The organism is Pseudoalteromonas sp. 10-33 (assembly GCF_001469195.1).
In the GTDB taxonomy this organism is placed as follows: domain Bacteria; phylum Pseudomonadota; class Gammaproteobacteria; order Enterobacterales; family Alteromonadaceae; genus Pseudoalteromonas.
The window spans coordinates 544,190-571,099 of record NZ_LOFI01000001.1 but is presented as its reverse complement, the minus strand read 5'-3'; the positions used below and the strand labels follow the sequence as shown (position 1 = coordinate 571,099).

Genomic DNA, 26,910 nt, shown 5'->3' with positions numbered 1-26,910 from the left:
GACTACTTTCTTTTAGTCTTAGTTTGAGCGTTCAACTGCTCCATCAAACGCGAACGAGTTAATATTTCTCCATTATTGTCGGCAATCTTGCCGTAGGTTTCGTAAGGTAATTGAGTATAAACTTGAGTTGTTTTCAAATATGCATGTCCAAGACATGTCTGAAGCAATACTAATTTATCAACAGCATGATCGCCTAAATCCGGGGATCTTAATACAGACCCAGCGAAGCCATGTCTTAACATATGTGGATGAATTGCTCTCTTTATCAGCCCTTTTTTTAATGCACGTTTAGATACACGACTTAATAACTTACTTACAGATCCCGAATTGTATGGTGTACCATGAGAATTAAGAAATGCGGGGGCGTCTATGCCAAACTCTTTCGTTCTAACTCTATATTCAGGTGTTGAAAAGTATCGTCGCAACCTCGCTAAAGTGTGAATACTTGTTAATGTATATCTTTCATTAATTTGGCGCTTCCTACCTTTTGAGCCTGCTACAAATACTTGTTTATATTCCGATGGTATTGAAATGGTGTCAGCATCTACTATGTAGATTTGTTTATCTGTATTTAATGCTGTATCGATGTGTTCTTTCTTCACTCTGGGTATTTCAGAACGCCTAAGACCAGTGTCGTACATGAATTGAAGTAAGACTTTTTCTCGTTCGTGATTTGTACATAACATCAGTGCAGTCAATTCATCTAAACTGCACATTTCAACTAACTTAGACTTTGAAGAACCGTAAATTAAACCGTCTTCGTAAGGATTATCATCACGAAGTGCTTTACCATCATTTCGAGCCTTACAGAGATAGTCATTAAAAAACGCTTGGAATGTAGCGTCCCGGTTACTAATAGTGGTTGAAGCAAGACCTTTGCCTTGCCTTAAGTAAGCAAAATATTCACTAAAATTATGCTCTTGAATATCCAGCAATGCATTATCGAGTTCCTGATGTTTCAATGTGCTTTGTTCGTTTAAATAATCAAACAAATACGAAAGATTTTTTGCGTAAGTGGATATTGTAGTTAGCGGAGTTTTTCCATGCCGTAAAGCTTCTGACAGCCAATTTGAAACGTTTGGAAGCACTTGATGTTTCGAATTGAACACAGCAACTCCAGTTACTGTAACTTCTTCATTTAGACATTCATATTCTGAAACTGACTTTGCTGCTTCTGATTCCTTTAAATCAATTTGCTCTCCTTCTACTATTTTAAATCTCATTTAACACCCACTTCGCCCTAAGTCACAGTACTCATAGCATACTGTGCAATTAATTAATGTATCGAATTACCTTTATTATAGTACAAAAAAAAGGAATTTTTAATTTCCTCATTTCCATACTGTGCATTTCTATTATAGGGTAATAAAAGAGGAACATCACAACTACGCTGATAAGATGTTAAGTAAAGCGTATCACCTAATAGTGAAAACGTATGTGTATGCATACAAGGTCTTAGACAACCCAGTTCAAATTCACCTGGGTTATAAAACGTGATTATTTCGCCGCGATCATCAATGCCATTTTTTAAATTGTTAATTACTTTTGCTAGCTGATCGAGTGTTGAACCATCAGGGCGTTGCCAACCTCGCCCTTGAACACCGTAAACGCGCCCCATGTCATCTTCACCTTTACGGTTTGGATTATTAAGCCAGGCTTGGTTATCGTTGGCATTAGCATCCCAGGTTTTACAGCCAATATTACGAAACTGCTCTGCACTATCGTAGCCTCGTAAATAGCCAAGCAACTCTGCAATGGCCGCTTTATAGTAACTTTTACGCGTGGTGATCATAGGAAACTGATTGTTTGCTACATCGTACTCTAAATCGGCGTTTATAACGGTTAAGCAACGTGTGCCTGTGCGTTTGTTTTCTACCCATTGACCTTCGTCAACGATACGCTGACATAATTTTAAATATTGTTTCATGCTTTTATTATGCCTTTGCTGCTGTTACTTGCTGCGGGTTTTTATATGCCCAAATTAATAAACCTAAACCACCTATAATCATAGGGAGTGACAGTATTTGACCCATAGAGATAAAGTCGGCAAATAAGCCTAGTTGCGCGTCTGGTTGGCGGAAGTATTCAATACCAAACCTAAACACCCCGTAACCTAGTAAAAATACGCCGCCAACACTGCCAGCTGGGCGTGGTTTTTTAATAAACCATAGCATAATTAAAAATAAAACAAGCCCTTCAAAAAAGGCTTCGTATAACTGCGACGGGTGGCGAGCAAGCGGCCCACCGGTTGGAAATACCATAGCCCAAGGAACGTCTGATACACGCCCCCATAATTCACCATTTATGAAGTTACCTATACGCCCTGCTAATAACCCCACTGGCACTAGTGGCGCTACAAAATCGCCAACTTGTAGAAGTGACTTTTTACGTGTCCACGAAAAAATGGCAACGGCTGTAATTACACCCAACGTACCACCATGAAACGACATGCCGCCCTGATCGATGCGGAATAAATACAGTGGATTTTCTAAAAAATAACTAAATTGGTAAAACAATACATAACCGATACGACCACCAAGTATTACCCCCAGCATGCCATAAAATAATAGATCGCTTACCTGCTCTTTGGTCCAGCCAGAATTAGGCTTTGCCGCTTGACGATTTGCAAACCACATCGCAAATGCAAAACCAATTAAATACATCAATCCGTACCAACGTACGCTCAGTGGTCCAATCGAAAAAATAATTGGATCGATTTGAGGAAACTCAAGTGCCATAAAAATAAACCTTTAACTAAAAACCATTTTAATTGCGATAACAACAAGCAGTACCGCGAAAACTTTCTTTATTGTATTAACAGGTAAATAATGAGTTGCTTTAGCCCCGTAAGGCGCCACAAACCACGATGTAATAACAATACCAAATAACGCAGGTAAATATACAAACCCTGCAAAACCATGTGCTAAGTCGGTCACCTTCCAACCCGCACTAATGTAGCCAATAGAGCCAAATAAAGCGATTACAATGCCCGAGACGGCAGCACACCCAATGGCTTTTCTTATATCAATGGAGAAATAATTGAGCATAGGTACAATTAACGCTCCACCACCAATACCAATCAACCCTGATAAACCGCCCATAATAGCGGAAATACACCCTAAAATAGGCCCTGGTGGGAGCGACTTAGTGGATGAGGGTTTATTACGTGATGATAGCGCCATTCTGGCTGCAATAAATACAACACTCACTGCAAATACACTGCGTAGTAACTGCTCTGGTATTAAGCTTGCTGCAAACCCACTAATTAAAGCCCCTATTGCTACACCTGTCATAACCCAAGGTGCAACATGCCAAGGCACATTATCATTTTTATGATGAGCCAATGCTGAAGACGTAGAAGTAAATAAAATAGAGGCCAAAGAGGTCGCAATCGAAATAACCACAACATGTTCTGCAGATGTAACATTAAATAAAATCAGCAATGTGCTCAGTGCAGGCACAATTATTAACCCACCGCCAATACCTAATAATCCTGCTAAAAAACCGACAATACAGCCTAGTAGTGCGCAACATGCGACCAACAAACCTAAGTCATACATAGTTATCTCAAATGCCTTTTGAAGGCTTATATGGTAAAGGATTATAAAACGAATAGCATCTGCGTATTAAAATTAATTAAGTAAGCACCTTTTACTTTGGGGTATAAAATAGGTCACCTAATTTATGCTCTAACATAAAATTGCGCGTTAAACGCAAAACTTGTTTAGCTGTTGATTGTGCTAAGCACTCGCTTAACAACTGTTCCATGTCGGCAACGCTTAAACGCCTAAGCACCCATTTCACTTTATTTAAAGACGATAAGTTCATACTCAGCCGTCTATATCCCATGGCTATTAGCAATATGGCCCCCTCTGGGTCCCCCCCTAATTCACCACATAAACTAAAGGGTAATTCATAATTTTCACACTCATCGGCTATTTTACTTAAAACCCTAAGCACCCCTGGGTGGTAAGGATTAAAAAGCTCAGCAACACGCGCGTTGGCTCTATCTACCGCCAATAAATATTGTGTTAAGTCGTTACTGCCTACTGAACAAAAATCTACCTTTTTAGACCATTCAGGTAACATAAACACACTGGAAGGCACCTCAAGCATAATACCAATATCGGGGCGATCTATTTGCTGCTCAGGGAAGTTTTCGTTTAGTTCAAAGTAAGCTTGTTCAAATAGCCCCAATGCTTCATCTACCTCTTCTGTGCCGCTGATCATCGGCAGCATTATTTTTAAATTGCCTAAACCTATATTTGCCTTAAGCATTGCTTTGAGTTGGTCTAAAAATAACTCGGGATGATCAAGGCTAATACGTATACCACGCCAACCTAAAAATGGGTTTTCTTCGGTTATATTAAAGTAGTCAAGCACTTTATCGCCGCCAATGTCGAGCGTACGCATTACGACGGGGTTTGGGTAATAACTGGTGAGCACTTCTCGATACCAATTTTCTTGCTCTAACTGAGAAGGAAACTGGCCTTTTTGCATAAACCACGCTTCAGTACGGTATAAGCCGACGCCGTCGCACACATGTGCGTTGTTTTGATCTGTTTTTAATTCTAGCCCTGCATTTAACAATAAACTGACGTGTTCACCATCTAAAGTAATAGACTCGTACTCTTTCTCTGCTAAAAAACGATTATTTAACAGATTATCTTGATGCTGTAGGTCTGCGTACTCGTCTAATAACATTTGCGAGGGTGAGATATACAAACGCCCTGCAAACGCATCTAATATCATTGGTTTACCATCAAATTGAAGTAATGGTAAATCTTCTATCCCCCAAATAGCGGGGATCCCCATTGCGCGAGTCAAAATAGATGCATGACTATTGGCTGAGCCATTAACACTAACAACCCCTGCTAAATGCCCTTTTGGTACTTCAGCAAGCATCGCGGGGGTTAATGTATTTGCAATTAATATGGTATCTGCTGGATAATCTTTTACTGCGTGTTCGGTGTTAACTAAGTGATGTAATACGCGTAAACCAATGTCTTTCACATCAACAGCACGCTCTTTTATGTATGGGTCTTGCATCGCATTAAATTGCGAAATTAGACGCTCAATCACAATTTTAAGTGCGCTTTTTGCACACCATCCCTCGAGTAACTGAACCTCAACATTGTGACCTAAACTTTTAGCATCTAATAACTGTTGATACACATCAAATACGGCTAATGCCTCTTGAGGAATAGAGTCACTCAACGTCATCGAAAGCGTATTAAACTCTTTACGTGTAGCCGCCACTGCTTGCGTAAACAGGCGACGCTGCTCAGTCACATCACTATTTTTTTGGAGCTCAATTGATTTAAAGTCAAGTTTTGGTAAAAGTACAAATGCGGTACCTATACCTATACCCGGCGCACTAGATACACCTTTTAAAACAGATGTTTGATGAGATGACTCGTCTTGACGAAGTACTTCTTTAATTTCGGCATGAGCCAATTGTGAAGCAAGTTGAGCAGAAAGCGTTATTAAAAACGACTCTTCATCTTGGCTAAATACACGGGCCATTTTTTGTTGAACAACAATAACGCCCAGTACTTTTTTTTGATGAACCACAGGTACCGATAAAAAAGCATTATAGCCTTCTTCGTTTACCTCAGGAGAGAGCTTAAAGCGCGGATGCGATTTAGCAAAAGCTATATTAATGGGTTCTTCGCGTTGAGCAACTAACCCCACTAAACCTTCTGTAAAACCAATTCTAAACTTGCCTACCGCATCAGGGTTTAACCCTTCGGTAGCCATTAATACAAAATTGTCTTGGCTGTAGTCGGCAAAATAAATAGAGCAGCACTGGGTTTTCATGGCGTCTTTCACCATTTGCACAAAGCACACTAAAGCAGTGTCTAAATTCGCTTGTTGCGATACAGACTCAGCAATAGATCTTAGTGTTGCCAGCATGTCCTGCTCCTTTATTTTATTATAAAGTTATTACCTTTTACTTCGCCAATGGTCTTTATGGTGTTCTCTTTTATTAAAGGGCATAGCAAAAGGAGCAAACTCCTTCATTACACGTCGGTAAACATCCCGTTTAAACGACACAACCTGCCTAACAGGGTACCAGTAACTCACCCAACGCCAATCATCAAACTCTGGGTGATGAGTTTTAAGTAAGTTTACATCTTCATCTTTACAACGAAGTTTCAGTAAAAACCATTTTTGTTTTTGCCCAATACACACCGGACTTGAGTCGCGACGAATTAATCGTTTGGGTAATTTATAGCGTAACCAATGTTTTGAACTTGCGACAATTTCTACATCTTCTGGTCGCAGTCCGACCTCTTCGTGTAATTCACGGTACATAGTTTGTTCTGGTGTTTCACCATCATCAACACCGCCTTGGGGAAATTGCCAAGAGTGCTGACCGTAGCGTCTGGCCCAAAATACTTGTCCCTGATTATTGCAAATTACAATTCCGACATTGGCACGAAAACCTTCGGCATCAATCACCTTAGTGCCTCATTTGTAAGTCGATTTTTAATGATTGTTCCACATTAGTCGCAATACGGCAAACACTATTATAGACAAGCCCACGGGTGAATGACGTTTATGCTTTAACCCAGTAGATAAAACATACAGATGAGAGCAATAAATTTTAAAAAAATGTGCAAAAGCTATTGCAGTTATTGTTTTACTCTAGTTACTCACAGTTTGTGCATAACTTTTAAAAAACACGTTCATTTTGCAAACAAATCCACAATATAAGATCTAAAACGTGTTGTTCTCCACAGATTCTGTGGATAAACATGTTCATATAGTTGTATTTATCCCATTAACTTTTAAAACGACCAATACGAACAAAACTTACAAACTAAAAAAAACCAAGTTAGTCAGTAACTTAACGAGTTATCCATAATTTTAACTATGTATAAAATTAACACACCACAACAGCGAACAAAAAACACACAAACCTAAAGATATCCACGGCTTAGCTGTTTTGCTATCATGGCAGTGGTATTTATTCAACTAAAATTAATATTATGCGCCCAACTAAACCACTTTCAATTAATGATCTTACTCAACGTGTAAACAGTATTGCTGGCCTTACGCTTGGGCAGCTTGCTGAACAATATAACTTTAAAACCCCTGACGACTTATTAAGAGAAAAAGGCTGGACGGGTCAATTAATTGAATACGTTTTAGGTGCAACCGCGGGTTCTAAACCCCTACCCGATTTTGAAGATTTAGGTATTGAACTTAAAACGCTACCTATTTCTTATAAAGGCAAACCTCTTGAAACCACCTTTGTATCTGTAACGCCATTAATAAATGTAACAGGCATGACATGGCACACTAGTACGGTTCGTAAAAAGCTTAACCATGTTTTATGGCTTCCAGTTTTAAGCGAGCGTGATATCGCACCGTTTAATAGAACCATAGGCAGCGGCTTTTTATGGCAACCAACGCCCGAGCAAGATGCAAAACTACAGCGAGATTGGGAAGAACAAATGGAGTTGATTGCGCTTGGTAGGGTTGATGAAATATCAGGCCATTTAGGCGATGCAATGCAAATACGCCCAAAAGCCGCGAATAGCAAAATTGTGACCGATGCCATTGGCCCAAACGGGCAAATAATTAAAACTCTTCCGCGTGGTTTTTACTTAAAAACCTGTTTTACAGGTGACATTTTAAAGCAGCAATTCACTTTGTGAGCATTTTATTATCAGGGACTTCGTTGAGCACTTTGTTAATAACGTAAAACAAATGAAATAGACCAAAAAAGATATTCACAAATGTCAAAACCAAACTCAAACCTATACTACTTTTAGTATTAGAGTTTTTATTTAGAAAAAAAATCAAGCCTGAAAAAATAAGCAAAAATGGTAAAACGATAATGTAATAAAAAGATGAGTGAAAATACATTATTTAAAACTCCTAAAAAAGGGGGGAATTCCCCCACTAGATTAAAATTATTGAGTGTTACAATCTCGCTTTTTTATTGATGTATAAATACACCAAATAAAATGTGCAAACCCTGCAGGAAAAAATAACATCGTTAAAATAAAATTAAGCATAACGTTATGCTTAACGTTTGTTTTAGATGTCACTTTTTTTAATAAAAAAACCATTATAATTGCTACAGGCAAAATAAATAACAAGTAGCTAAGATCATTGACATGAATATCCATTTTAATTATAGCCATTAAGTTGTATATGCATTGATAAGGAAAGCACTGCAGAAAAAATGAAAAGTTTTAGCACTACAATTCCCTGTAAATTGAAGCTCATACTAACAAAAAAAACTACAAGCAACATAAAAAATCCCCGCATTGGCGAGGATTTATAGCTTAAAATTTAAAATCAGCGTCTAAAAAAGAATTACTGACCTTTAACTTCTTTTAAACCATTGTACGGTGCTTTAGCGCCTAATTGCTCTTCAATACGAAGCAATTGGTTGTACTTAGCAACACGGTCAGAACGGCTCAATGAACCTGTTTTAATTTGACCTGCAGCAGTACCAACAGCTAAATCAGCAATTGTTGAATCTTCAGTTTCACCAGAACGGTGAGAAATAACAACAGTAAAACCAGCGTCTTTTGCCATTTTAATAGCCGCTAACGTTTCAGTTAGTGAACCGATTTGGTTAAACTTAATTAAGATTGAGTTAGCAATACCGTTGTCGATACCACGTTTTAAAATCTTAGTATTAGTTACAAATAAATCATCACCTACTAATTGGATTTTATCGCCCATTAATTTAGTTTGGTGTGCAAAGCCATCCCAATCTGACTCATCTAAGCCATCTTCAATTGAAACGATTGGGTATTGATTAGTAAGATCTTGTAAGAAGAAGTTAAATTCTTCAGACGTGAATTTTTTACCTTCACCTTTAAGATCGTAAATGTTTGCCTCTTTGTCGTAAAACTCAGATGCAGCGCAATCCATCGCTAAAGTAATATCTTTACCTAGCTCGTAACCTGCGTTTGCTACCGCAACTTTAATTGCTGCAAGTGCCGCTTCGTTAGACTCAAGGTTTGGCGCAAAACCACCTTCATCGCCAACCGCTGTTGAATGACCGTCTGCTTTAAGTACTTTTGCAAGGCTGTGGAAAACCTCTGCGCCCATACGTAGGCCTTCGCGGAAGTTTGCAGCGCCAACAGGTTGGATCATAAACTCTTGAATATCTACTGAGTTATCTGCGTGTTCACCACCATTGATGATGTTCATCATTGGCAATGGCATAGAGTAAACACCCGGTGTGCCGTTTAAATCAGCAATGTGCTCGTAAAGCTCTACTTTTTTAGACTGTGCAGCTGCTTTAGCAGTTGCAAGTGATACTGCTAAGATTGCATTTGCACCTAATTTTTCTTTGTTTTCAGTGCCGTCTAAATCTAGCATTACTTTATCAACTGCACTTTGGTTAAGTGCATCTTGGCCAGCTAACGCATCAGCAATTTCTTTATTGATGTAACCAACCGCGTTTAATACGCCTTTACCTAAGTAACGTGCTTTGTCACCATCACGTAACTCTAATGCTTCGCGAGTACCAGTAGATGCGCCTGAAGGTGCTGCCGCACGACCCCAAGAACCATCGGCTAAATGTACGTCTGCTTCAACAGTTGGGTTACCACGCGAGTCCATGATTTCGCGACCAATTACTTTTACGATATTTGACATCTTGTTTCCTCTATATTCCCAAAATGGTGAGTTTTGTTAACTTTACTATGTTTGATATAGCTTAGTCAGTCTTAAAAACAAAAAAGCCGTACAATACATGCACGGCTTTTTATAAGTTACGATGACGCTTTTTGGTGGATATGCGCTGCTGCTACAAACCCTTCAAATAGCGGATGACCATCACGTGGTGTTGACGTGAATTCCGGGTGGAACTGCGCGGCAATAAACCAAGGGTGATCTTTGTTTTCAATAATTTCTACCAGTTTTTTATCTTCAGATAAACCAGAGAATGTTAAACCCGCTTTTTCTAGCTGGTCTACAAAGTTGTTATTTACTTCGTAACGATGGCGGTGGCGTTCTACAATTTCGTCGCTACCGTAAACTTCGTGCACTTTAGAGCCTGGTGTTAAGTAACATTTTTGTGCGCCTAAACGCATTGTGCCACCAAGATCCGATTTTTCGTCACGAACTTCTACTTTGCCTTCGGCGTCTAACCACTCGGTGATTAAGCCAACAACCGGCGCTGCAGATTTGGCATTAAACTCAGTAGAGTTAGCATCAGCTAAGCCTGCTACATTACGTGCATACTCAATAAGCGCTACTTGCATACCTAAACAAATGCCTAAGTAAGGCACTTTATTTTCACGAGCGTATTTAGCTGCTAAAATTTTACCTTCAACACCACGACCACCAAAACCGCCTGGAACTAAAATAGCATCAAGGTGAGAAAGTAATTCTACGCCTTTACTTTCTAGGTCTTGTGAATCTACATATTCGATGTTAATTGTTAAACGGTTTTTAAGACCCGCATGTTTTAATGCTTCGTTAACCGACTTATACGCATCGGGTAATTCAATGTATTTACCAACCATACCAATGGTCACTTCGCCCGTAGGGTTAGACTCTTGGTATAGTACTTGTTCCCACTCAACTAAGTCAGCTTCAGGCGCGTCTAAGTGAAAACGACGACATACAAAATTGTCTAGCTCTTGTGATTTTAACAATGCTGGAATTTTGTAAATACTGTCTACATCGGGTAGTGAAATTACCGCTTTTTCTTCAACATTGGTAAACAATGCAATTTTTGCACGCTCGTTATTAGGTAACTTACGATCTGAGCGACAAATAAGAATATCTGGCTGAATACCAACAGAACGAAGCTCTTTAACCGAGTGCTGTGTTGGTTTTGTTTTTACTTCGCCCGCAGGGCCTAAGAAAGGCACTAACGTTAGGTGAATAAAGAGTGCGCGTTCGCGACCGATCTCTGTGCCCATTTGACGAATTGCTTCGATAAACGGTTGTGATTCAATATCACCTACCGTGCCACCAATTTCAACAATGGCAATATCGTGCCCCTCAGCGCCTTCATAAACACGCTGTTTAATATCGTTAGTGATATGAGGAATAACCTGAATAGTGGCGCCTAGGTATTCACCACGACGCTCGCGACGTAATACGTCTTCATATACGCGGCCTTGCGTGAAGTTATTTCGGCTAGTCATTTTGGTGCGAATAAAACGTTCGTAGTGACCTAAATCAAGATCAGTCTCTGCGCCGTCTTCTGTAACGTATACTTCACCGTGTTGAATTGGGCTCATTGTGCCTGGGTCAACGTTGATGTAAGGATCCAGCTTTAAAATAGTAACATTTAAGCCACGGGCTTCTAAAATAGCCGCCAACGATGCTGCTGCAATACCTTTACCCAACGAAGAAACAACCCCGCCAGTAACGAAGATAAATTTTGTACTCATGCGAACCCTAGAATATCAGGAATTAAAAGGAATATAACACCCAAAAAAGTGGCTATGGGCATATCATCAAGACGGGGCGAAATTGTACCAAAACACGCTTTAGCAATCCAGCTAAAATTAGCGAATGGGCGATTAAAAAACGTGCGCTATTTTATTTATGTTTTTTAATTGCTTCCCACGCATTATCCATTTCTTCAAGGCTTGCTGTCTCTAGGCTTTTACCTTGCGCTTGCAAATATGCTTGTACCTTTTCAAATCGGGCAGAAAACTTATCGTTTGCATTTCTGAGGAGCTGCTCTGGGTCACGTTTGACGTGGCGAGCCACATTAACGGTGGCAAATAGTAAATCGCCAAGCTCTTCTGCTGTGTGATCCGATAAGGGGTCGTGCGTTATTGCTTCTTTAACTTCAAGTACTTCTTCGTTTACTTTATCAAGCGCACCATGATAAGTCGGCCAGTCAAAACCCATTGAAGCCACTCGCTGTTGAATTTTTTTAGCCTTACTAAGGCTTGGCATATTTGCAGGAATATCTTGCCACAACAATGATGTATTGGTTAATGCTTTTTCGCTTCGCTCTTGGGCTTTAATAGCTTGCCACTGCAATGATAACTGCTCATCATTGAGCGGTTTTTTGTCGCCAAAAACATGAGGATGACGACGTGTTAACTTTGCATTTAATTGTTCTATTACATCGTTAAAATCAAACAAGCTTTGTTCTTGCGCTAATTGGGCATAAAACACAATTTGAAACAGTAAGTCACCAAGCTCATTTTTAAGCTCATTTAAATTACCCGATTCGATGCAGTCGGCAACTTCATAGGCTTCTTCAAGTGTATGCGGCACAATTGATTTAAAGTCTTGTTTAAGATCCCACGGGCAGCCGCCATTGGGATCTCTGAGTGTTTGCATAATACTCAAAAGTTCTGTTAATGCTGAATGGTTAGCCAAAGCTACTGCCCTCGCTTAGCGTGGTGAACACCTTCAATTTGGTGCAATTTAGAGAGCACTCGGTTTGTACCCGATAAATCGTGTACTTCTATTTGCATGGTAAATACCGCTAACTGGTCAGCACCCACAGTATTAACGTTCATATTAATTACGTTTACTTTTTCGTTAGCAAGTACAGAGCTTATATCGCGAATGAGTCCAGATCTGTCGCTTGCTTCAATTTTTATACTAAGCGCGTATGATCCATTTATATCTTCAGACCAGCTAACTTCTACAACACGCTCTGGATGCTGTTTTTTCAAGTTATTAAATGCATCACAATCATCACGGTGAACGCCTATACCACGGCCTTGCGTAATATAACCAATAATTTCATCGCCTGGCACTGGTCGGCAACATTTAGCTACATGACTCATTAAACTGCCCACGCCATCAACCACTATGCCGTTTTTATCGCCCGTTACTTTGCTTGGTGCTTTAAAACGAATAACGGGTTCGTCTTCTGTGCGGTCAGTAACAAAATTAAGCATTTGGTTAAGGCGCACATCCCCCGCCCCTATCGCGACCATTAAGTCATCAAGCTCTTTAAAGTTAAATCGCTTAATTGCTGGAGCTAAATCTTTGTATGTTAAATCAAGCTTTTGTAGCTCATTATCAAGAATTTCTTTACCCGCACTTAAATTTTTATCACGATCAAGTTGCTTGAACCAATGGTGTATTTTGGCCCGCGCACGAGACGATTTAATGTAGCCCAATGACGGATTTAACCAATCTCTACTCGGGTTAGCCTGCTTTTGTGTGAGAATTTCGACCTGATCGCCCGTCGTTAATTGATGCGTAAACGGCACTATTTTGCCAAATACTTTTGCGCCAATACAACGGTGTCCCACATTAGAATGAATGTAGTAAGCAAAATCGAGCGGCGTGGCCCCTAATGGTAGGTCAAAAATATCGCCACGCGGGGTGAATACATACACACGGTCTTCAACAACTTGGTTTTTTAGCTCTTCAGCTAAATCGCCGCCATCCACCACTTCTTCTTGCCATTGCAGTAATTTACGTAGCCAGCTAATTTTTTGCTCGTAACCCGAACCACGTCCGGGTAAGGCCCCTTCTTTGTACATCCAATGAGCAGCTACGCCTAGTTCTGCATCCTGATGCATGTCTTGTGTACGAATTTGTATTTCTACGGTTTTACCCTCAGGGCCAAAAACAACGGTATGAATTGACTGGTAACCATTTTGCTTAGGCGTTGCAACATAATCATCAAATTCTTTATTTAAATGGCGCCAGTTGGTATGCACTATACCCAGCGCACCGTAGCAATCTTGCAAGCGGTCAACCACAATACGCATGGCACGAATATCAAAAAGTTGATCAAACTCGTAGTTTTTTTGCGCCATTTTTTTGTAAATACTGTAGATATGCTTAGGCCGGCCATATACCTCAGCTTCTATACCTGCTTCACTTAAACGGCTTTTAACTTGCTCTACCATGTCTTCCATGTAGGCTTCGCGGGCAAGTCGTTTATCATCAAGTTGCTTGGCTATTTTTTTGTAAGTGTCTGGGAGTAAATACCTGAACGATAAATCTTCAAGCTCCCACTTTAATTGGCCAATTCCAAGTCGGTTTGCTAAAGGAGCAAAAATATCCGCGGTTTCTTTAGCGGCAATAACCCGCTCCTCTTCACCGGCGTCTTTCACGTTTCGTAAATGACAAACCTGCTCGGCAAGCTTTATTACCACAGCCCGCACATCTTCAACCATGGTTAATAACATTTTACGAATATTATCAACTTGAACAGTGCCTTTGCCTTGATGCGACAAAGTACTGATAGTCGCCATTTGAGAAACGCCCGTTAACAGCAACGATATATTACTACCGAGCTGCTCTTGAACGGTTTCAAGGGAGACAACGTCATTTAAAAAATAAGGTGTTAAGTAGGCCGTGGCTAACGATTCGGCATCAAGGTTTAGCTCGACTAAAATTTCTACCATTTCGATGGCTGTATTTTGCCAAGCTTGGTTATCACTTTTAACACAAAGCGCTTGCGCCTTATTAAGCAACTGAATCTTTTCTGTAGACAGATCGAGTGCTTTTAACCGTGTAAAAAGATCACCCGTTTCATCTTGTTGATGTGATTGACGTGTCGCTACCATAATGCGCTTTACCTCCGTTGAAATAACGCCATAGTTTCAATATGCCCAGTATGAGGGAACATATTCATTAGCCCAATTTTGTTGAGCTCAAAGCCTGCTTGCAAAATAATAGCGCTGTCACGGGCTAAAGTAACAGGGTCACAAGAGACGTATAAAATTGTTTTAAATTGCTTTAAAGGTAATTGCTCTAATATAGCCATTGCACCAGTACGTGAAGGATCTAGTACCAACACATCTAGGTTTTTATTAAACCATTGCGCATTTTGTATTTTTTGCGTTAAATCGTAACAATGAAACTGCGCATTACTGATAGAGTTAGTTTGCGCATTTTGCGCGGCCATTGCAACCGCAGAAGCAACCCCTTCTATACCAATTACCGTTTTTGCTTGTTTTGCCAGCACGAGCGAAAAGTTACCAATACCACAAAATAAATCTAATATATTTTCATCGCCATTTAAACCAAGCCAATCTACCGATTGTTTTAACATAGCTTGATTAACTTGCGCATTAACTTGAATAAAATTACCTAAACCGAACTCTAATTTTAGTTTAAATTCATCTAGGTAATAGTAAGGCATAGTAATATTAGTATGGTCAATTACATCACTTTCGCTTTGCCAAATGACTGAGTATTTGTAAGGCATACAGGCTTTTTTAACCACTGCCTTTACTTCATCATTAATCGCTTTAGTGTGACGAATAACCACAAAGTTATGCGTTTCACTTTGGCATAATTGCAAGTGGCTTATACTGTGTAGTGACTTATTGTGATTAATTAATTCATCAAAAAGTGTAAAAACAGCTTCATAGACATCAGTCAAAACTGCACACTTATTGATACTAACAACATTTTTAGAACCGCTCGCTCTGTAACCTATACGCATTTTTTTAGCAGCCTTATCAAACATAACCGCTATTCGTGCACTTCGCCTATAATGTGTTGGTTTACTTAATAATGGAGTTTGCCAGTTTAAATTTGCCTGTTTGGCAAATTTTTCGAAAAGCTGCTCAACCGCGGTTTGCTTTTCAACTACTTGCTGATTCACATCTAAGTGCTGTAATTGACAGCCACCACAGTGATTATAATGCTCACAAAAAGGCGCTACCCTTGCTTTACTTTCTTTAATCACTTTGTGTGTAACAGCATTACTGTAACGCGCTTTATCATCAACAAGCGTTGCTTTTACTTGCTCGCCTGGTAATGCACCTGCAACAAAGCATACTTTATTGTTATATTTTGCTATGCCACGGCCCTGGTGATCCATATTTGTTATATCGAGCACCACTGACTTTTGTTGAAGAGGTTTTTTTTTCGCTTTAAAAATTTGTGCCATGTGGCATTACCTTACATTTATTTAGGTTAAAACTCGTTACTAATCACACCTAGGGGAAGCTTTGAGAATAAGCATCGAAACGTATATACTCAAAACATACTAATAATGATAATAATGCTCCCACTATGACCAAATTAGGCTTACGTGATTCTGTTTTAACTTTGACCCTGATCCCTACGGTGATCATTGGATTGCTGCTTGGTGGTTATTTTACAGTAAATCGTTACATTGAGCTTGATGAAATTTTATATCAACAAGGTGCAACTATTTCAGAGCCCTTAGCTATTGCCCTAGAGCAGCCACTTCTTGATAAAAATAAAGTATTACTTAATCGTTTAATCAGTTTTACACATAATCGCCACTCACCGTCTATTAAATCAATTGCTATATTTGACACTAACAACGAGCTGTTGATGACGAGTAATTACCACCGCTCATTTGATGAATTAATTAATCAAACGTCTCTTGAATCACTTAAAGTCACTAAAATAGAGTCCTCAAAAGATATCATCACGTTTTATACCCCCATTATTGGGCACTCTTCCCCTAACACTCAGTGGGATTCTTCTGCTTTTCAAACAACATTGGGCACGGTTATTTTACAGCTAAACAAAGATAAAGCCGTGATTGGTCAACAACGCGCCTTACTTGTTAGTGGCATTGTTATTATTTTATCTTTGGTATTAGCGGCAATTATGGCATTTAAACTTAGCCGTATGTTTATGACCCCTTTGAATAAGTTAGTACTTGCAACCGACAAGCTCGTTGAAGGAAAAAGAAGTACAGGCCTTACCGATACCATGTTAGGTGAATTTGATATTCTTCGTGAAGGGCTAAACACGATAGCCGATACCATGGTGATGCAAAAAGACGAAATGCAAAAAAATATTGACCAAGCAACCAGTGATTACCGTGAAACGCTTGAACAGTATGAAACGCAGAATATTCAGCTCACAATGGCAAAAAAAGAAGCGCAGGATGCTAACCGTGTTAAGTCTGACTTTTTAGCAAAAATGAGTCACGAGTTACGTACGCCACTCAATGGTGTAATGGGGTTTACTCGCCAGCTTTATAAAACACCACTGAACAAGCACCAAAAAGATTACCTAGATACAATCATGTTGTCGGCTAATAGCTTAATGACCATTATCAGCGATATTTTAGATTTTTCTAAACTAGAAGCTGGTGCGATGGAACTTGAGTCTATTCAATTTCAATTGCGCGATGCTGTAAACGAAGTCATGACACTGCTTGCTCCAAGCGCTCATGAAAAACAGCTTGAGCTCTCTATTTATATAAACCCGCAAGTCCCTGACGATTTGACTGGCGATCCCACTCGCTTTAAACAAGTACTTATTAATTTACTAAGTAACGCAATTAAATTTACCGAACAAGGTTCTATAAAAGTAGATATTAGCTACCGCTTACTTGATGAAGAAAGTGCCTCTGTTTTAGTGTCGGTAACAGACACCGGTGTGGGTATACCAATGGATAAACAAGATTCATTGTTTACCCCTTTTGGCCAAGCAGATTCGAGCATTACGCGTAAATTTGGGGGTACCGGACTCGGCCTGATTATCACCAAACATATTGTTGAAGCGATGAATGGGCGCATATCGTTAAACTCAGCGCCTGGTAACGGAACATGCTTTACATTTAATAGCGTTTTTAGACTCCCTAATCACGTATTTACCAACGATCTGCCAAGTAAATCACTTATTGGTAAACGTATTTTATACTTAGAGCCACACGAGCATACGCATCATGCAGTATTGTCGTTGTTGACAGAGTGGCAAGCAAACGTAACGCCGTGCTTTAACGAAGCCAGCTTTTTGTCAGCCATAGAAAATACCCAAACTAAATTTGATATTTGTTTAATAGGTCACATGGCATCGGTTGATCATATGCAACTATTAAAAGGCTATGTAAAAACAGTAAGAGACTCGACCGATTATTTATATTTAATGCTCAACACCGTTTCACATAATATGCGAGAGGCGTTTATTGGCAGCGGTGCAGATGCCTGTTTAAGTAAGCCGCTTAATCATCGTAAGCTATGCGAGGTGCTTGCTGCGCCATATAGACTCGACCACCCTGTTCACAATATAGAGCAGAGCGAGCAAAAGTTGTTGCCACTCAAAGTGTTAGTTGTTGATGATAACGACGCTAATTTAAAACTGATATGTACACTGCTTGATGAGCAAGTTGAGCTTATTGATACCGCTCACAATGGCTCACAGGCTTATAGTTTAAGTAAAAGCCATAAGTACGATGTTATTTTTATGGACATTCAAATGCCAATAATGGATGGCATAACCGCGTGTAAACTTATTCAAGAGTCGTCGCTTAATGAAGACACGCCTATTATTGCGGTAACCGCACATGCATTGCATAGCGAAAAAGAACAACTACTGAAAGATGGCTTTAAAGGGTATTTAACCAAGCCTATTGATGAAGATACGCTTAAACAAATTATTAGCGACCACAGCCCACAAACGCCAATAAACCGTGACAAAAGCAAAAATGAAATACCCCAAAGCCCAGCGCCTTTTGAGAGTAGCCGAATAGATTGGCCGCTCGCATTACAACGGGCTGGTGGAAAAAACGAATTGGCGCTTGAAATGCTCAATATGCTGCTTTTAAGCGTACCAGAAACGCTGAATTTACTTACTAAAGCTATTGATGATGAAGATTGTGAACAAGTACTCAGCATTGTGCATAAATTCCATGGTGCGTGCTGCTACACTGGTGTACCAAAATTAAAATCGTTAGCTGAAACTATTGAAACTTCACTTAAAAATGAGTGCGTGCTCGAAAATGTAGAGCCTGAACTTTTTGAGCTACAAGATGAGCTTGAAAACCTATTGGTTGACGCAAAAATGAATGGTAAAAATAAAAAAGACGCATTGTAATCGCGTCTTTTTATTTTTGAATACTGACTCAAAACCAGCTGGTGTCAGCTACGTCTTAAAAGTAAAGTTTACTATTAAATACGCGCTTCAAGCATCAAGCGCTTCATATCTCGTACTGCTTTATCTAAGCCGTCAATAGCGGCGCGCGCAATAATAGCGTGGCCTATATTTAACTCATAAATTTCTGGCATTGCGGCTATTGGTTTTACATTATGGTAGTTTAAACCATGCCCTGCGTTCACAATTAGACCTAAACTTGCTGCGTATTGTACACCTTGACGAATGTGTTCAAGCTCTTTGCTTAAGTCAGTATCGTTTGTAGCATCTGCGTAAGCACCGGTGTGTATTTCAACATAAGGTGCGCCACAGGCTTTTGCAGCATCTAATTGTGCAGTATCCGCGTCAATGAATAATGAGACTTTGATACCTGCATCGCTAAGGGTTTTAGTTGCCGCTTTTATTTTGTCTATGTTACCCGCAACGTCTAAACCGCCTTCTGTAGTTAATTCCTCACGTTTTTCTGGTACCAAACAAACATACTCAGGCATTACCTCAAGAGCGATAGCAATCATTTCATCAGTTACTGCTGTTTCGAGGTTCATACGCGTTTGAATTGTTTTTGCCATTACATATACGTCACGATCTTGAATGTGACGGCGGTCTTCACGTAAATGAATGGTAATGCCATCTGCACCGGCGTGCTCAGCAACGCTCGCTGCATGCGCTGGGTCGGGATAAGTTGTGCCTCGTGCTTGGCGAAGCGTTGCAATATGATCAACGTTTACACCCAAAAGAATATCTTTCATTATTTTACCTGTAAAATTACGTTTATTGAGAGGCCGTAAATAATTCACGACTTTTTAATGGCTTATTACCTAGTAAAGGTTTTAGTAAATAGCGACTTAACTGTTTTGCCATATATAACACATCTTTTCGACTAAAGTCATGATTTGCTATTGCTTGGAGCTGTTCACCGCTAAAGCCTGAGCGGGTATCTTCTTGAATAACAAACCCAAGCTCAGGAAAATAACTATACGTAAGCGCTTCATCTATTGGCTCACCATTGGTATCAAAACTAAAATCAACACCGTAACCCAATAATTCGAGTAATTGAAATTCGTAAGAACGCAAAACAGATTGCAAATCGGCACCACTGTTTAAGTTTTCTAAATGAGATTTATAAAGCTCATAAGCTTGTTCTATTGGCTCATTAACAGGCACTATTCTGTTTGTTAACTCGTTTAAATAAAAACCACAATAAAGCTCATCACCTGATAGAAAAAGCGGTGCGCCGTGCAGCTCAAATTTATTAATGTATTTTAAATCGTACTTACCACTGTAGTGAACAAGTAGAGGTTGAAAAGGCTGTAATTGCGCTTTGTGTTTAGTGGCCTGGCGGCCACTAATTCTTGCGATCATTCTAAGCTGACCGACTCCTTCTACTAGCATATCAAGCATTACTTGTGAGTCACTATAAGGACGTCGGTGTAATAAATATGCAGTATAGAAGTCACTATCCATAAAGTAGGCTACTTATTGTCTTAGTCTTCACCGTAGCCTAGGCTTCTAAGGGCACGTTCATCATCAGCCCAACCAGATTTAACCTTTACCCAAAGCTCTAAAAATACTTTGTTATCAAGCATTTCTTCTAGATCTTTTCGAGCTTCACGGCCAATCACTTTTAGCTTTTCGCCTTTGTTACCAATAACCATGCGCTTTTGTGTTTCACGTTCAACTAAAATTAACCCGTTGATATGCCAAACACCGTTTTCTTGCCATTTAAACTGTTCTATTTCAACAGTGACCGAGTAAGGTAGCTCTTCACCCATAAAACGCATTAGCTTTTCACGGATCACTTCGGCAGCCATAAAACGCATCGAGCGATCGGTTACGTAGTCATCTGGAAAATAAAACTCACATGGCGGAAGACGCTTTGTTACTTCATCTTTAATAAGGTCGATATTTTTACCTTGCTTTGCCGAAACCGGCATAATGCTTACAAAGTCAAACTTATCGCCTAATAACTTCATATGAGGAAGCACTAAATCACGGTCTTTTACTTGGTCAATTTTATTAATGACCAACATCACTGGTTTACCGCTTTGCGATACTTTATTTAGTACCATTTCATCATCAGCAGTCCAGTGCGTTCCTTCAACCACAAAAATAATCAGTTCTACGTCACCAATTGAACTAGACGCAGCACGGTTCATTAAACGGTTAATTGCGCGCTTTTCTTCTATGTGAAGTCCCGGCGTATCAACATAAACAGCTTGATACTTACCTTCTGTATGAATACCCATAATACGGTGGCGCGTTGTTTGCGGCTTACGAGAGGTAATACTTACTTTTTGCTCAATAATCTCATTGAGTAAAGTCGATTTACCTACGTTAGGACGTCCTACAATGGCAATCATGCCACAAAATGTATCAACATCGCCTTCATGAGGTTGTATTAGGGTATCAAGATTCATTTTTAATTATCTTCAATGCTTTTTCAGCAGCTTTTTGTTCAGCCTTACGGCGTGAGCTACCAACAGAAATTATGCTATCCATTCCATCAACAATACATTCAACCGTGAATGTTTGATTGTGCGCTTGGCCTTTTGTATCTACAACAGTGTAGCCTGGTAAAGGCAATTTTCGGCCTTGTAGATGCTCTTGCAGCAGGGTCTTCGGATCTTTTTGGTTAAGCCCTGGTGAAATAGCATCTAAGCGTGATTCGTACCACGATAAAATAAGCTCGCTGCAACGCTCAATACCTGAATCTAAAAACGCCGCACCAATAATGGCTTCTACTGCATCGGCAAGTGTCGATTCACGGCGGAAACCCCCACTTTTTAGCTCACCGGGGCCTAAACGCAGGTAATCACCTAAACCAAATTCAACACCAAACTCAGCAAGTGTTTGACCACGTACCAATGTTGAACGCATGCGGCTTAAGTCGCCTTCTCGTGCCTTTGGAAATTTGGCATAAAGTGCATTGGCAATAACAAAACTCAAAATTGAGTCGCCTAAAAACTCTAAGCGCTCATTATGTTGACCTTTGTGGCTACGGTGTGTCATTGCTTGTTCAAGTAAACCTTGATCAGAAAACTCGTAGCCGATTTTGTTGTATAACTCTGTTACATTTTTTTTCATTGTTACTGAATATTACCTAGGCGTTCAAAGCGAACACCAGTTGGAACCCATCCTGGTAAAACATCATCAGGGCCATTCTCAAATTCAAAACTCATCCATATAAAGACAGCTTTCCCCACCAAGTTTTCTTTTGGTACAAATCCCCAAAATCGACCATCTTCACTATTATCTCGGTTGTCACCCATCATAAAATAGTGGTCTGCGGGTACAACCCACTCATCGGTGCGAGTACCAGCTTGTCTGAAGTAGCGACCTTTTTTCTCTGGAACCTCAGGGTAAATTAAAATATCGTGACCATCTTCTGTAAGCGATTCATTTATTCGAACCGATTCCATGCCTTTTAGCATAAATTCGCCTCTATCTTTCACTTCCATGTCAATCTTGTTGTACTCACCACATTGTAAGTTACTGCGGCTTACTTCACCTTCGCCGCACTTTGGCTGAATGTATAGGTGTTTATCGCGGTATACAACCTTATCGCCAGGTAGCCCTATTGTTCTTTTAATGTAGTCAATTGTTTCATTACCAGGAAACTTAAAAACAACAATGTCACCACGTTCAGGCTCGTCCATCTCAACTAATTGAGTACGCCAAACAGGGTCTTTTATACCGTATGAATACTTTTGTACTAAAATAAAATCGCCCACCAATAGTGTTGGCATCATCGAACCTGACGGAATTTGAAAAGGTTCAAATATAAACGATCTGAAAATAGTAATAGCAGCAATCATCGGAAAAATCGATTTTGCAGTTTCAGTTAATACTGGCTCTGGTGCAATTAATGCTGCTGTTTCATCATCTAACTTTGCGCCAGCAGACGTTTGCGCTAACGCTAAACGCTCTTGCCTTTTTGGTGCATACAGTAAGTGGTCTATTAACCATATTAAGCCTGAGCCTAAGGTTAACAGCACCAATAAAATTGAAAAGTAACCAGCCATTTATAATCCTTTGTTGTTATTTGCCAACTTTCAGAATAGCTAAAAACGCCTCTTGAGGTACTTCTACATTACCTACTTGTTTCATGCGTTTTTTACCATCTTTTTGTTTCTTGAGTAGCTTTTTCTTACGACTCACATCGCCACCGTAACATTTAGCAATTACGTTTTTACGTAGTTGTTTTACAGTTGTACGCGCAATAACATGCTGACCAATCGCGGCTTGAATTGCAATATCAAACATTTGACGCGGAATAAGCTCTTTAAGCGCATCAGCAAGCTGACGACCACGTGATTGCGCACTGTCTCTGTGTGCAATAATTGCTAGCGCATCAACACGTTCACCATTAATTAAAATGTCAACGCGAACCATGTCTGATGTTTGAAAGTGCTTAAAGTTATAATCAAGTGATGCAAAACCACGGCTTGTAGATTTAAGCTTATCAAAGAAATCCATTACCACTTCAGCCATTGGTAACTCATACGTTACTGCAACTTGCTTACCATGATAAGTCATTTTAGTTTGACTACCGCGCTTCTCAATACATAAAGTAATGACATTACCTAAGTATTCCTGCGGCACTAATATGTTTGCTTCTACAATCGGCTCTCGAATTTCTACAATGTCATTAACTGCAGGTAAATCAGACGGATTGTCGATTTGGAAAGTGCGCTCGTCTTTCGTTACTATTTCGTAAATTACCGTTGGAGCTGTTGTGATCAAGTCAATATCGTATTCACGCTCTAAACGCTCTTGAATAATTTCCATATGGAGCATACCCAAAAAGCCACAACGAAAACCAAAGCCAAGTGCCGTTGAATTTTCTGGCTCAAAAAATAACGACGCATCGTTTAAGCTTAGCTTGTTAAGGGCATCGCGGAATGATTCATACTCGTCAGACGCAATTGGGAACATACCTGCATAAACTTGCGGTTTAATTTTTTGAAAGCCAGGTAAACGCTGTGGCGCTGCGTTTCTTTGATGCGTAATCGTATCACCAACTGGTGCACCGTGAATTTCTTTAATGCCCGCAATAACAAAACCTACTTCACCGGTACGTAAAACCCCTGTATTGGTTTGCTTAGGTGTAAATATACCCACTTGATCGGCTGTATGAATGTGCTCGTTAGACATGATTTTAATTTTGTCGCCCGTACGTAGCTCACCATGCTTGATACGCACAAGTGATACAACACCTTGATATGGGTCAAACCATGAATCAATAATTAGCGCTTGAAGAGGCTCGTCTTTTTCACCGACTGGTGGCGGAATGTCCTTAACGATCATTTCAAGCACTTCGGCAATACCAACACCGGTTTTAGCACTACACTGAACAGCATCTAGGGCATCAATACCAATAATTTCTTCAATTTCTTCAGCAACACGCAGTGGATCTGCTTGCGGTAAATCAATTTTGTTTAATACTGGAATTACTTCCAAGTCCATTTCTATCGCGGTGTAACAGTTTGCTAAAGTTTGCGCTTCAACGCCTTGTCCTGCATCAACAACTAATAATGCGCCTTCACATGCAGCTAAAGAACGCGATACTTCATAGGTAAAGTCAACGTGTCCTGGTGTATCAATGAAGTTAAGTTGGTATGTTTCGCCGTCATTTGCTTTGTAGTTCAACGTTACACTTTGCGCTTTAATGGTAATACCACGTTCGCGCTCAATATCCATTGAATCTAAAACTTGTTTTTGCATTTCACGGTCGGTTAAACCGCCACAAACTTGAATCAAACGATCTGAAAGGGTCGATTTACCGTGGTCAATATGGGCGATTATCGAAAAATTACGGATATGCTTCATAAACTGAGTTCAATACTTCTTAATTAAAGGACTAAATATGGATACCTAAGTGACTTGCAAATACTTGCTTTAGCATGTTTTGTGTTAATTAATTTAACAACATACATAATGACGAAAAATGATATAAACAATCAATAATTGATAACACAACAACTGCACTGGTTAACTTTTATTACACTGCTTTAAATCACGACTTCCTGTATTTCCAAGTTACTTGGGTATAAAGCACCAATTTTACATTTAATTGGCGTCAATCACCATCTATTTGAGTTAAAGGGATACTAATTGGATGAATTTTTACTACTTTTATATCGTGTCTCAGCGATTTAACCCGTGTTTTGGCAATATAAAACCCCAAAAGCCCCCCCAAAACAGCTGCGACTATTTGCCAACCTTCGCCCATTATTAATAACTCAGAAGTTACAAGTGCAAAAGTAATACTTAAAAACAGCGGCAGCATGTACACAGCAAACGCATGTTTTACCATATGGCTATCATCAAGGGATAAAGTGACCTTCTGCCCTATTTCGACAGGAGACTCAAATTTATAAGGAAGTGTTTTTTTTTCAGTGCCAAATAATTTACTAAATACCTGAGAGCCACAACGACCGTTGCAGCCAGCGCAAGCTTGCTTTTGCTCGGCTTTTAAATGCGCTGTGTGGCCACTAAGGGCCACAACAGTAAGAGTTTGTTCAATCATAACAATCCTTGCGAATCGTTTATAATGCGCGCGTAACAGATTCGGCTATAGCCTTAGCGGTTAAACTTGGCACATTACCAACAACCGATACATCAAAATTACCGCCATTATGCACATAAACCGTAGTGGCGCCAGAGGTGAGTGCACCACTTAAGCGCTTGCCTGGTAGTGGTCGCTGAATAAACACAGATATCTCAACAAACCCATCTGAATAAAGGTAGTAATCCGTTAACTCATTGTTTAAATCGAGTTTATGCCTGTCAGACTTAAGTAATTCAAAACCAGCTGGTAACCAGCTTATCTCCCAATTAGTTGAAGAACTATCAACTCCTTCCAATTCGTTTTCAGGTAGTGGTGTAGGGAAGTTTCGATTTAATACTTCAAGTAGCATTGGTGCTGGTTGCTCAGTCACACTAATATGGGTTAACTGAAGCTGTTCAAGTGCTTCACCCTGATGGTTAACATACGCAGCTTTTAATAGCAGCGCAGACTCCATATCAAGCCAAATCCAGTAGTTATACTTGTGCTCGTCTTTTGACTCTATGCGCACTAACTGCGCTGCCCTACCTGCAATACGGCCTTTTCCGCCTAATACAAAATCATAGTGTTCACTTAATTGCTGTATATCTTTAAAAAGAACTTCAGGGATAGGGCCTGCAATAGAATCTGTTTTTAGTGAATAAGGTTCAGACTGAGGTTCAAAGTACGTTACTTGGTCGTTGACTCTAATCATTTCAAGGCCTGCGCCATTGAGCAAACTTAAGTGTTCGAGTTCAGTTTCACCTTGTTTAGCGTGCACCCATCGGTAGGGTTCCATTGATTTACCTTTAACAACCACAAACGAGGCATCAAAGTTACGATTATGGACAGCATTGGCCATTTCTAATAATAGCGTTTTGGCAGGGTTTGTGTCGTTGGCAACGGCAGTAAAGCTTAGTACCAACGACAGAACAAAAGTAATTACTTTCATTTAATTAGTTTTTTTCCTCTTGCGCTTTCGTTTCATTTTGCGCTGTTTGAAGAGAGTTAGCAACACGTGCTTGACGCTGATGCTCTAACACTAACGCACCAATGCGTTGTTGTTGTAACTCACGCAAACCTTGCTCTGCGTTTTCAAGGGCTGGCGCTGATGAGTAGCTCACTGGTGACGCCATACCTGTTAACGGTGTGGTTTGAAGTAATGGAATTTCATTTTGCTGTGGATCACTTTGCGGCAAAGTACTCACTCCCACAATCGCAAACATTGCCACGCTTGCAGCTATTGCAAGCTGCGCAACCGGTTTGCGCCAATTAAATGCCACTACGTTATTTTCGTCTGACTTATCGGCCACTTTTGACTGCTCTTTCGACTGAGTAAAGTCGGCATAAACAGGCTCGCTTTCTAGTACTAATGCAACGCGTTCGCTAATATCAATATGGATGTCGTGATTATTTTTTTGAGCACGCATTGCATCACCAATTAACGCATAACGACCAAACGTAGAAACATCTTGCTCTGCAATTTTTGCATCAGCTAGGTGCTGCTCGCCATCAAGTAATGCAGATAACGATTCGTTATCTAACTTGTTAAGGTGTGCTTTTGTCAT

Annotated in this window: 21 protein-coding genes and 1 pseudogene; 2 read left to right on the top strand and 20 right to left on the bottom strand. The window is 39.9% G+C overall.

The window, feature by feature from the left end:
• Positions 1–2 precede the first annotated feature (2 nt).
• From ATS76_RS02610 to rppH, 6 genes and pseudogenes are all read right to left on the bottom strand, one after another.
• Entirely contained in the window at positions 3–1,223 is a 1,221-nt protein-coding gene (locus tag ATS76_RS02610) for a tyrosine-type recombinase/integrase (protein WP_058550924.1), read from the bottom strand.
• Between the two features lie 128 nt (positions 1,224–1,351).
• Positions 1,352–1,927, bottom strand: a pseudogene (locus ATS76_RS02605) (thymidylate synthase); the annotation flags it as partial.
• 7 nt (positions 1,928–1,934) lie between these two features.
• Positions 1,935–2,738, bottom strand: a complete 804-nt coding sequence (gene lgt, locus ATS76_RS02600) for a prolipoprotein diacylglyceryl transferase (RefSeq protein WP_008132732.1) — start codon at positions 2,736–2,738, stop codon at positions 1,935–1,937.
• A 12-nt stretch (positions 2,739–2,750) separates the two neighbouring features.
• Positions 2,751–3,560, bottom strand: coding sequence for a sulfite exporter TauE/SafE family protein (locus ATS76_RS02595; RefSeq protein WP_058550923.1), 810 nt, complete (start codon positions 3,558–3,560; stop codon positions 2,751–2,753).
• Between the two features lie 91 nt (positions 3,561–3,651).
• Positions 3,652–5,916, bottom strand: coding sequence for a phosphoenolpyruvate--protein phosphotransferase (gene ptsP, locus ATS76_RS02590; protein WP_058550922.1), 2,265 nt, complete (start codon positions 5,914–5,916; stop codon positions 3,652–3,654).
• Between the two features lie 30 nt (positions 5,917–5,946).
• Positions 5,947–6,465, bottom strand: a complete 519-nt coding sequence (gene rppH / locus ATS76_RS02585; protein ID WP_058402976.1) for an RNA pyrophosphohydrolase — start codon at positions 6,463–6,465, stop codon at positions 5,947–5,949.
• 530 nt (positions 6,466–6,995) lie between these two features.
• Here rppH and mutH point away from each other — a divergent pair.
• Positions 6,996–7,667, top strand: a complete 672-nt coding sequence (gene mutH, locus ATS76_RS02580; protein WP_058550921.1) for a DNA mismatch repair endonuclease MutH — start codon at positions 6,996–6,998, stop codon at positions 7,665–7,667.
• Between the two features lie 667 nt (positions 7,668–8,334).
• Here mutH and eno read toward each other — a convergent pair.
• The 5 genes from eno to rlmD all read right to left on the bottom strand — a co-directional run bounded on the left by eno (position 8,335) and on the right by rlmD (position 15,826).
• Entirely contained in the window at positions 8,335–9,633 is a 1,299-nt protein-coding gene (gene eno, locus ATS76_RS02565) for a phosphopyruvate hydratase (RefSeq protein ID WP_058550918.1), read from the bottom strand.
• A 116-nt stretch (positions 9,634–9,749) separates the two neighbouring features.
• A complete protein-coding gene (locus ATS76_RS02560; protein ID WP_058402981.1) occupies positions 9,750–11,384 on the bottom strand; it encodes a CTP synthase in 1,635 nt (544 codons plus the stop codon).
• Between the two features lie 151 nt (positions 11,385–11,535).
• Positions 11,536–12,333, bottom strand: coding sequence for a nucleoside triphosphate pyrophosphohydrolase (gene mazG / locus ATS76_RS02555; protein ID WP_082664313.1), 798 nt, complete (start codon positions 12,331–12,333; stop codon positions 11,536–11,538).
• A gap of 2 nt (positions 12,334–12,335) precedes the next feature.
• Complete coding sequence (gene relA / locus ATS76_RS02550; RefSeq protein WP_058550917.1) at positions 12,336–14,492, bottom strand: GTP diphosphokinase; 2,157 nt, start codon at positions 14,490–14,492, stop codon at positions 12,336–12,338.
• Between the two features lie 8 nt (positions 14,493–14,500).
• Complete coding sequence (rlmD, locus tag ATS76_RS02545; RefSeq protein ID WP_058550916.1) at positions 14,501–15,826, bottom strand: 23S rRNA (uracil(1939)-C(5))-methyltransferase RlmD; 1,326 nt, start codon at positions 15,824–15,826, stop codon at positions 14,501–14,503.
• Between the two features lie 125 nt (positions 15,827–15,951).
• Between rlmD and barA the strand changes: the two genes are divergently transcribed.
• On the top strand, positions 15,952–18,738 hold the full coding sequence (gene barA, locus ATS76_RS02540) for a two-component sensor histidine kinase BarA (RefSeq protein WP_058550915.1): 2,787 nt from the start codon (positions 15,952–15,954) through the stop codon (positions 18,736–18,738).
• 74 nt (positions 18,739–18,812) lie between these two features.
• On the opposite strand, the gene pdxJ is transcribed toward barA, so the two are convergent.
• The 9 genes from pdxJ to ATS76_RS02495 all read right to left on the bottom strand — a co-directional run bounded on the left by pdxJ (position 18,813) and on the right by ATS76_RS02495 (position 26,910).
• Complete coding sequence (gene pdxJ / locus ATS76_RS02535) at positions 18,813–19,544, bottom strand: pyridoxine 5'-phosphate synthase (RefSeq protein WP_058550914.1); 732 nt, start codon at positions 19,542–19,544, stop codon at positions 18,813–18,815.
• 22 nt (positions 19,545–19,566) lie between these two features.
• The gene (gene recO, locus ATS76_RS02530) at positions 19,567–20,259 is read right to left on the bottom strand and encodes a DNA repair protein RecO (RefSeq protein ID WP_058550913.1); all 693 of its coding nucleotides are present in this window, start codon (positions 20,257–20,259) and stop codon (positions 19,567–19,569) included.
• A 20-nt stretch (positions 20,260–20,279) separates the two neighbouring features.
• Positions 20,280–21,212, bottom strand: a complete 933-nt coding sequence (gene era, locus ATS76_RS02525; RefSeq protein ID WP_058402986.1) for a GTPase Era — start codon at positions 21,210–21,212, stop codon at positions 20,280–20,282.
• The gene (rnc, locus tag ATS76_RS02520; RefSeq protein ID WP_006794149.1) at positions 21,202–21,879 is read right to left on the bottom strand and encodes a ribonuclease III; all 678 of its coding nucleotides are present in this window, start codon (positions 21,877–21,879) and stop codon (positions 21,202–21,204) included. Before rnc ends, era begins: the two co-directional genes overlap by 11 nt.
• Positions 21,880–21,881: 2 nt before the next feature.
• Positions 21,882–22,817, bottom strand: coding sequence for a signal peptidase I (gene lepB / locus ATS76_RS02515; RefSeq protein ID WP_058550912.1), 936 nt, complete (start codon positions 22,815–22,817; stop codon positions 21,882–21,884).
• A 16-nt stretch (positions 22,818–22,833) separates the two neighbouring features.
• Positions 22,834–24,624: a translation elongation factor 4 gene (gene lepA / locus ATS76_RS02510; RefSeq protein ID WP_058402988.1), complete on the bottom strand. Its 1,791-nt coding sequence runs from the start codon at positions 24,622–24,624 to the stop codon at positions 22,834–22,836.
• A 250-nt stretch (positions 24,625–24,874) separates the two neighbouring features.
• Complete coding sequence (locus ATS76_RS02505) at positions 24,875–25,324, bottom strand: SoxR reducing system RseC family protein (protein ID WP_058550911.1); 450 nt, start codon at positions 25,322–25,324, stop codon at positions 24,875–24,877.
• 19 nt (positions 25,325–25,343) lie between these two features.
• The gene (locus tag ATS76_RS02500) at positions 25,344–26,294 is read right to left on the bottom strand and encodes a MucB/RseB C-terminal domain-containing protein (RefSeq protein ID WP_058402990.1); all 951 of its coding nucleotides are present in this window, start codon (positions 26,292–26,294) and stop codon (positions 25,344–25,346) included.
• A 4-nt stretch (positions 26,295–26,298) separates the two neighbouring features.
• On the bottom strand, positions 26,299–26,910 hold the full coding sequence (locus ATS76_RS02495; RefSeq protein WP_058550910.1) for a sigma-E factor negative regulatory protein: 612 nt from the start codon (positions 26,908–26,910) through the stop codon (positions 26,299–26,301).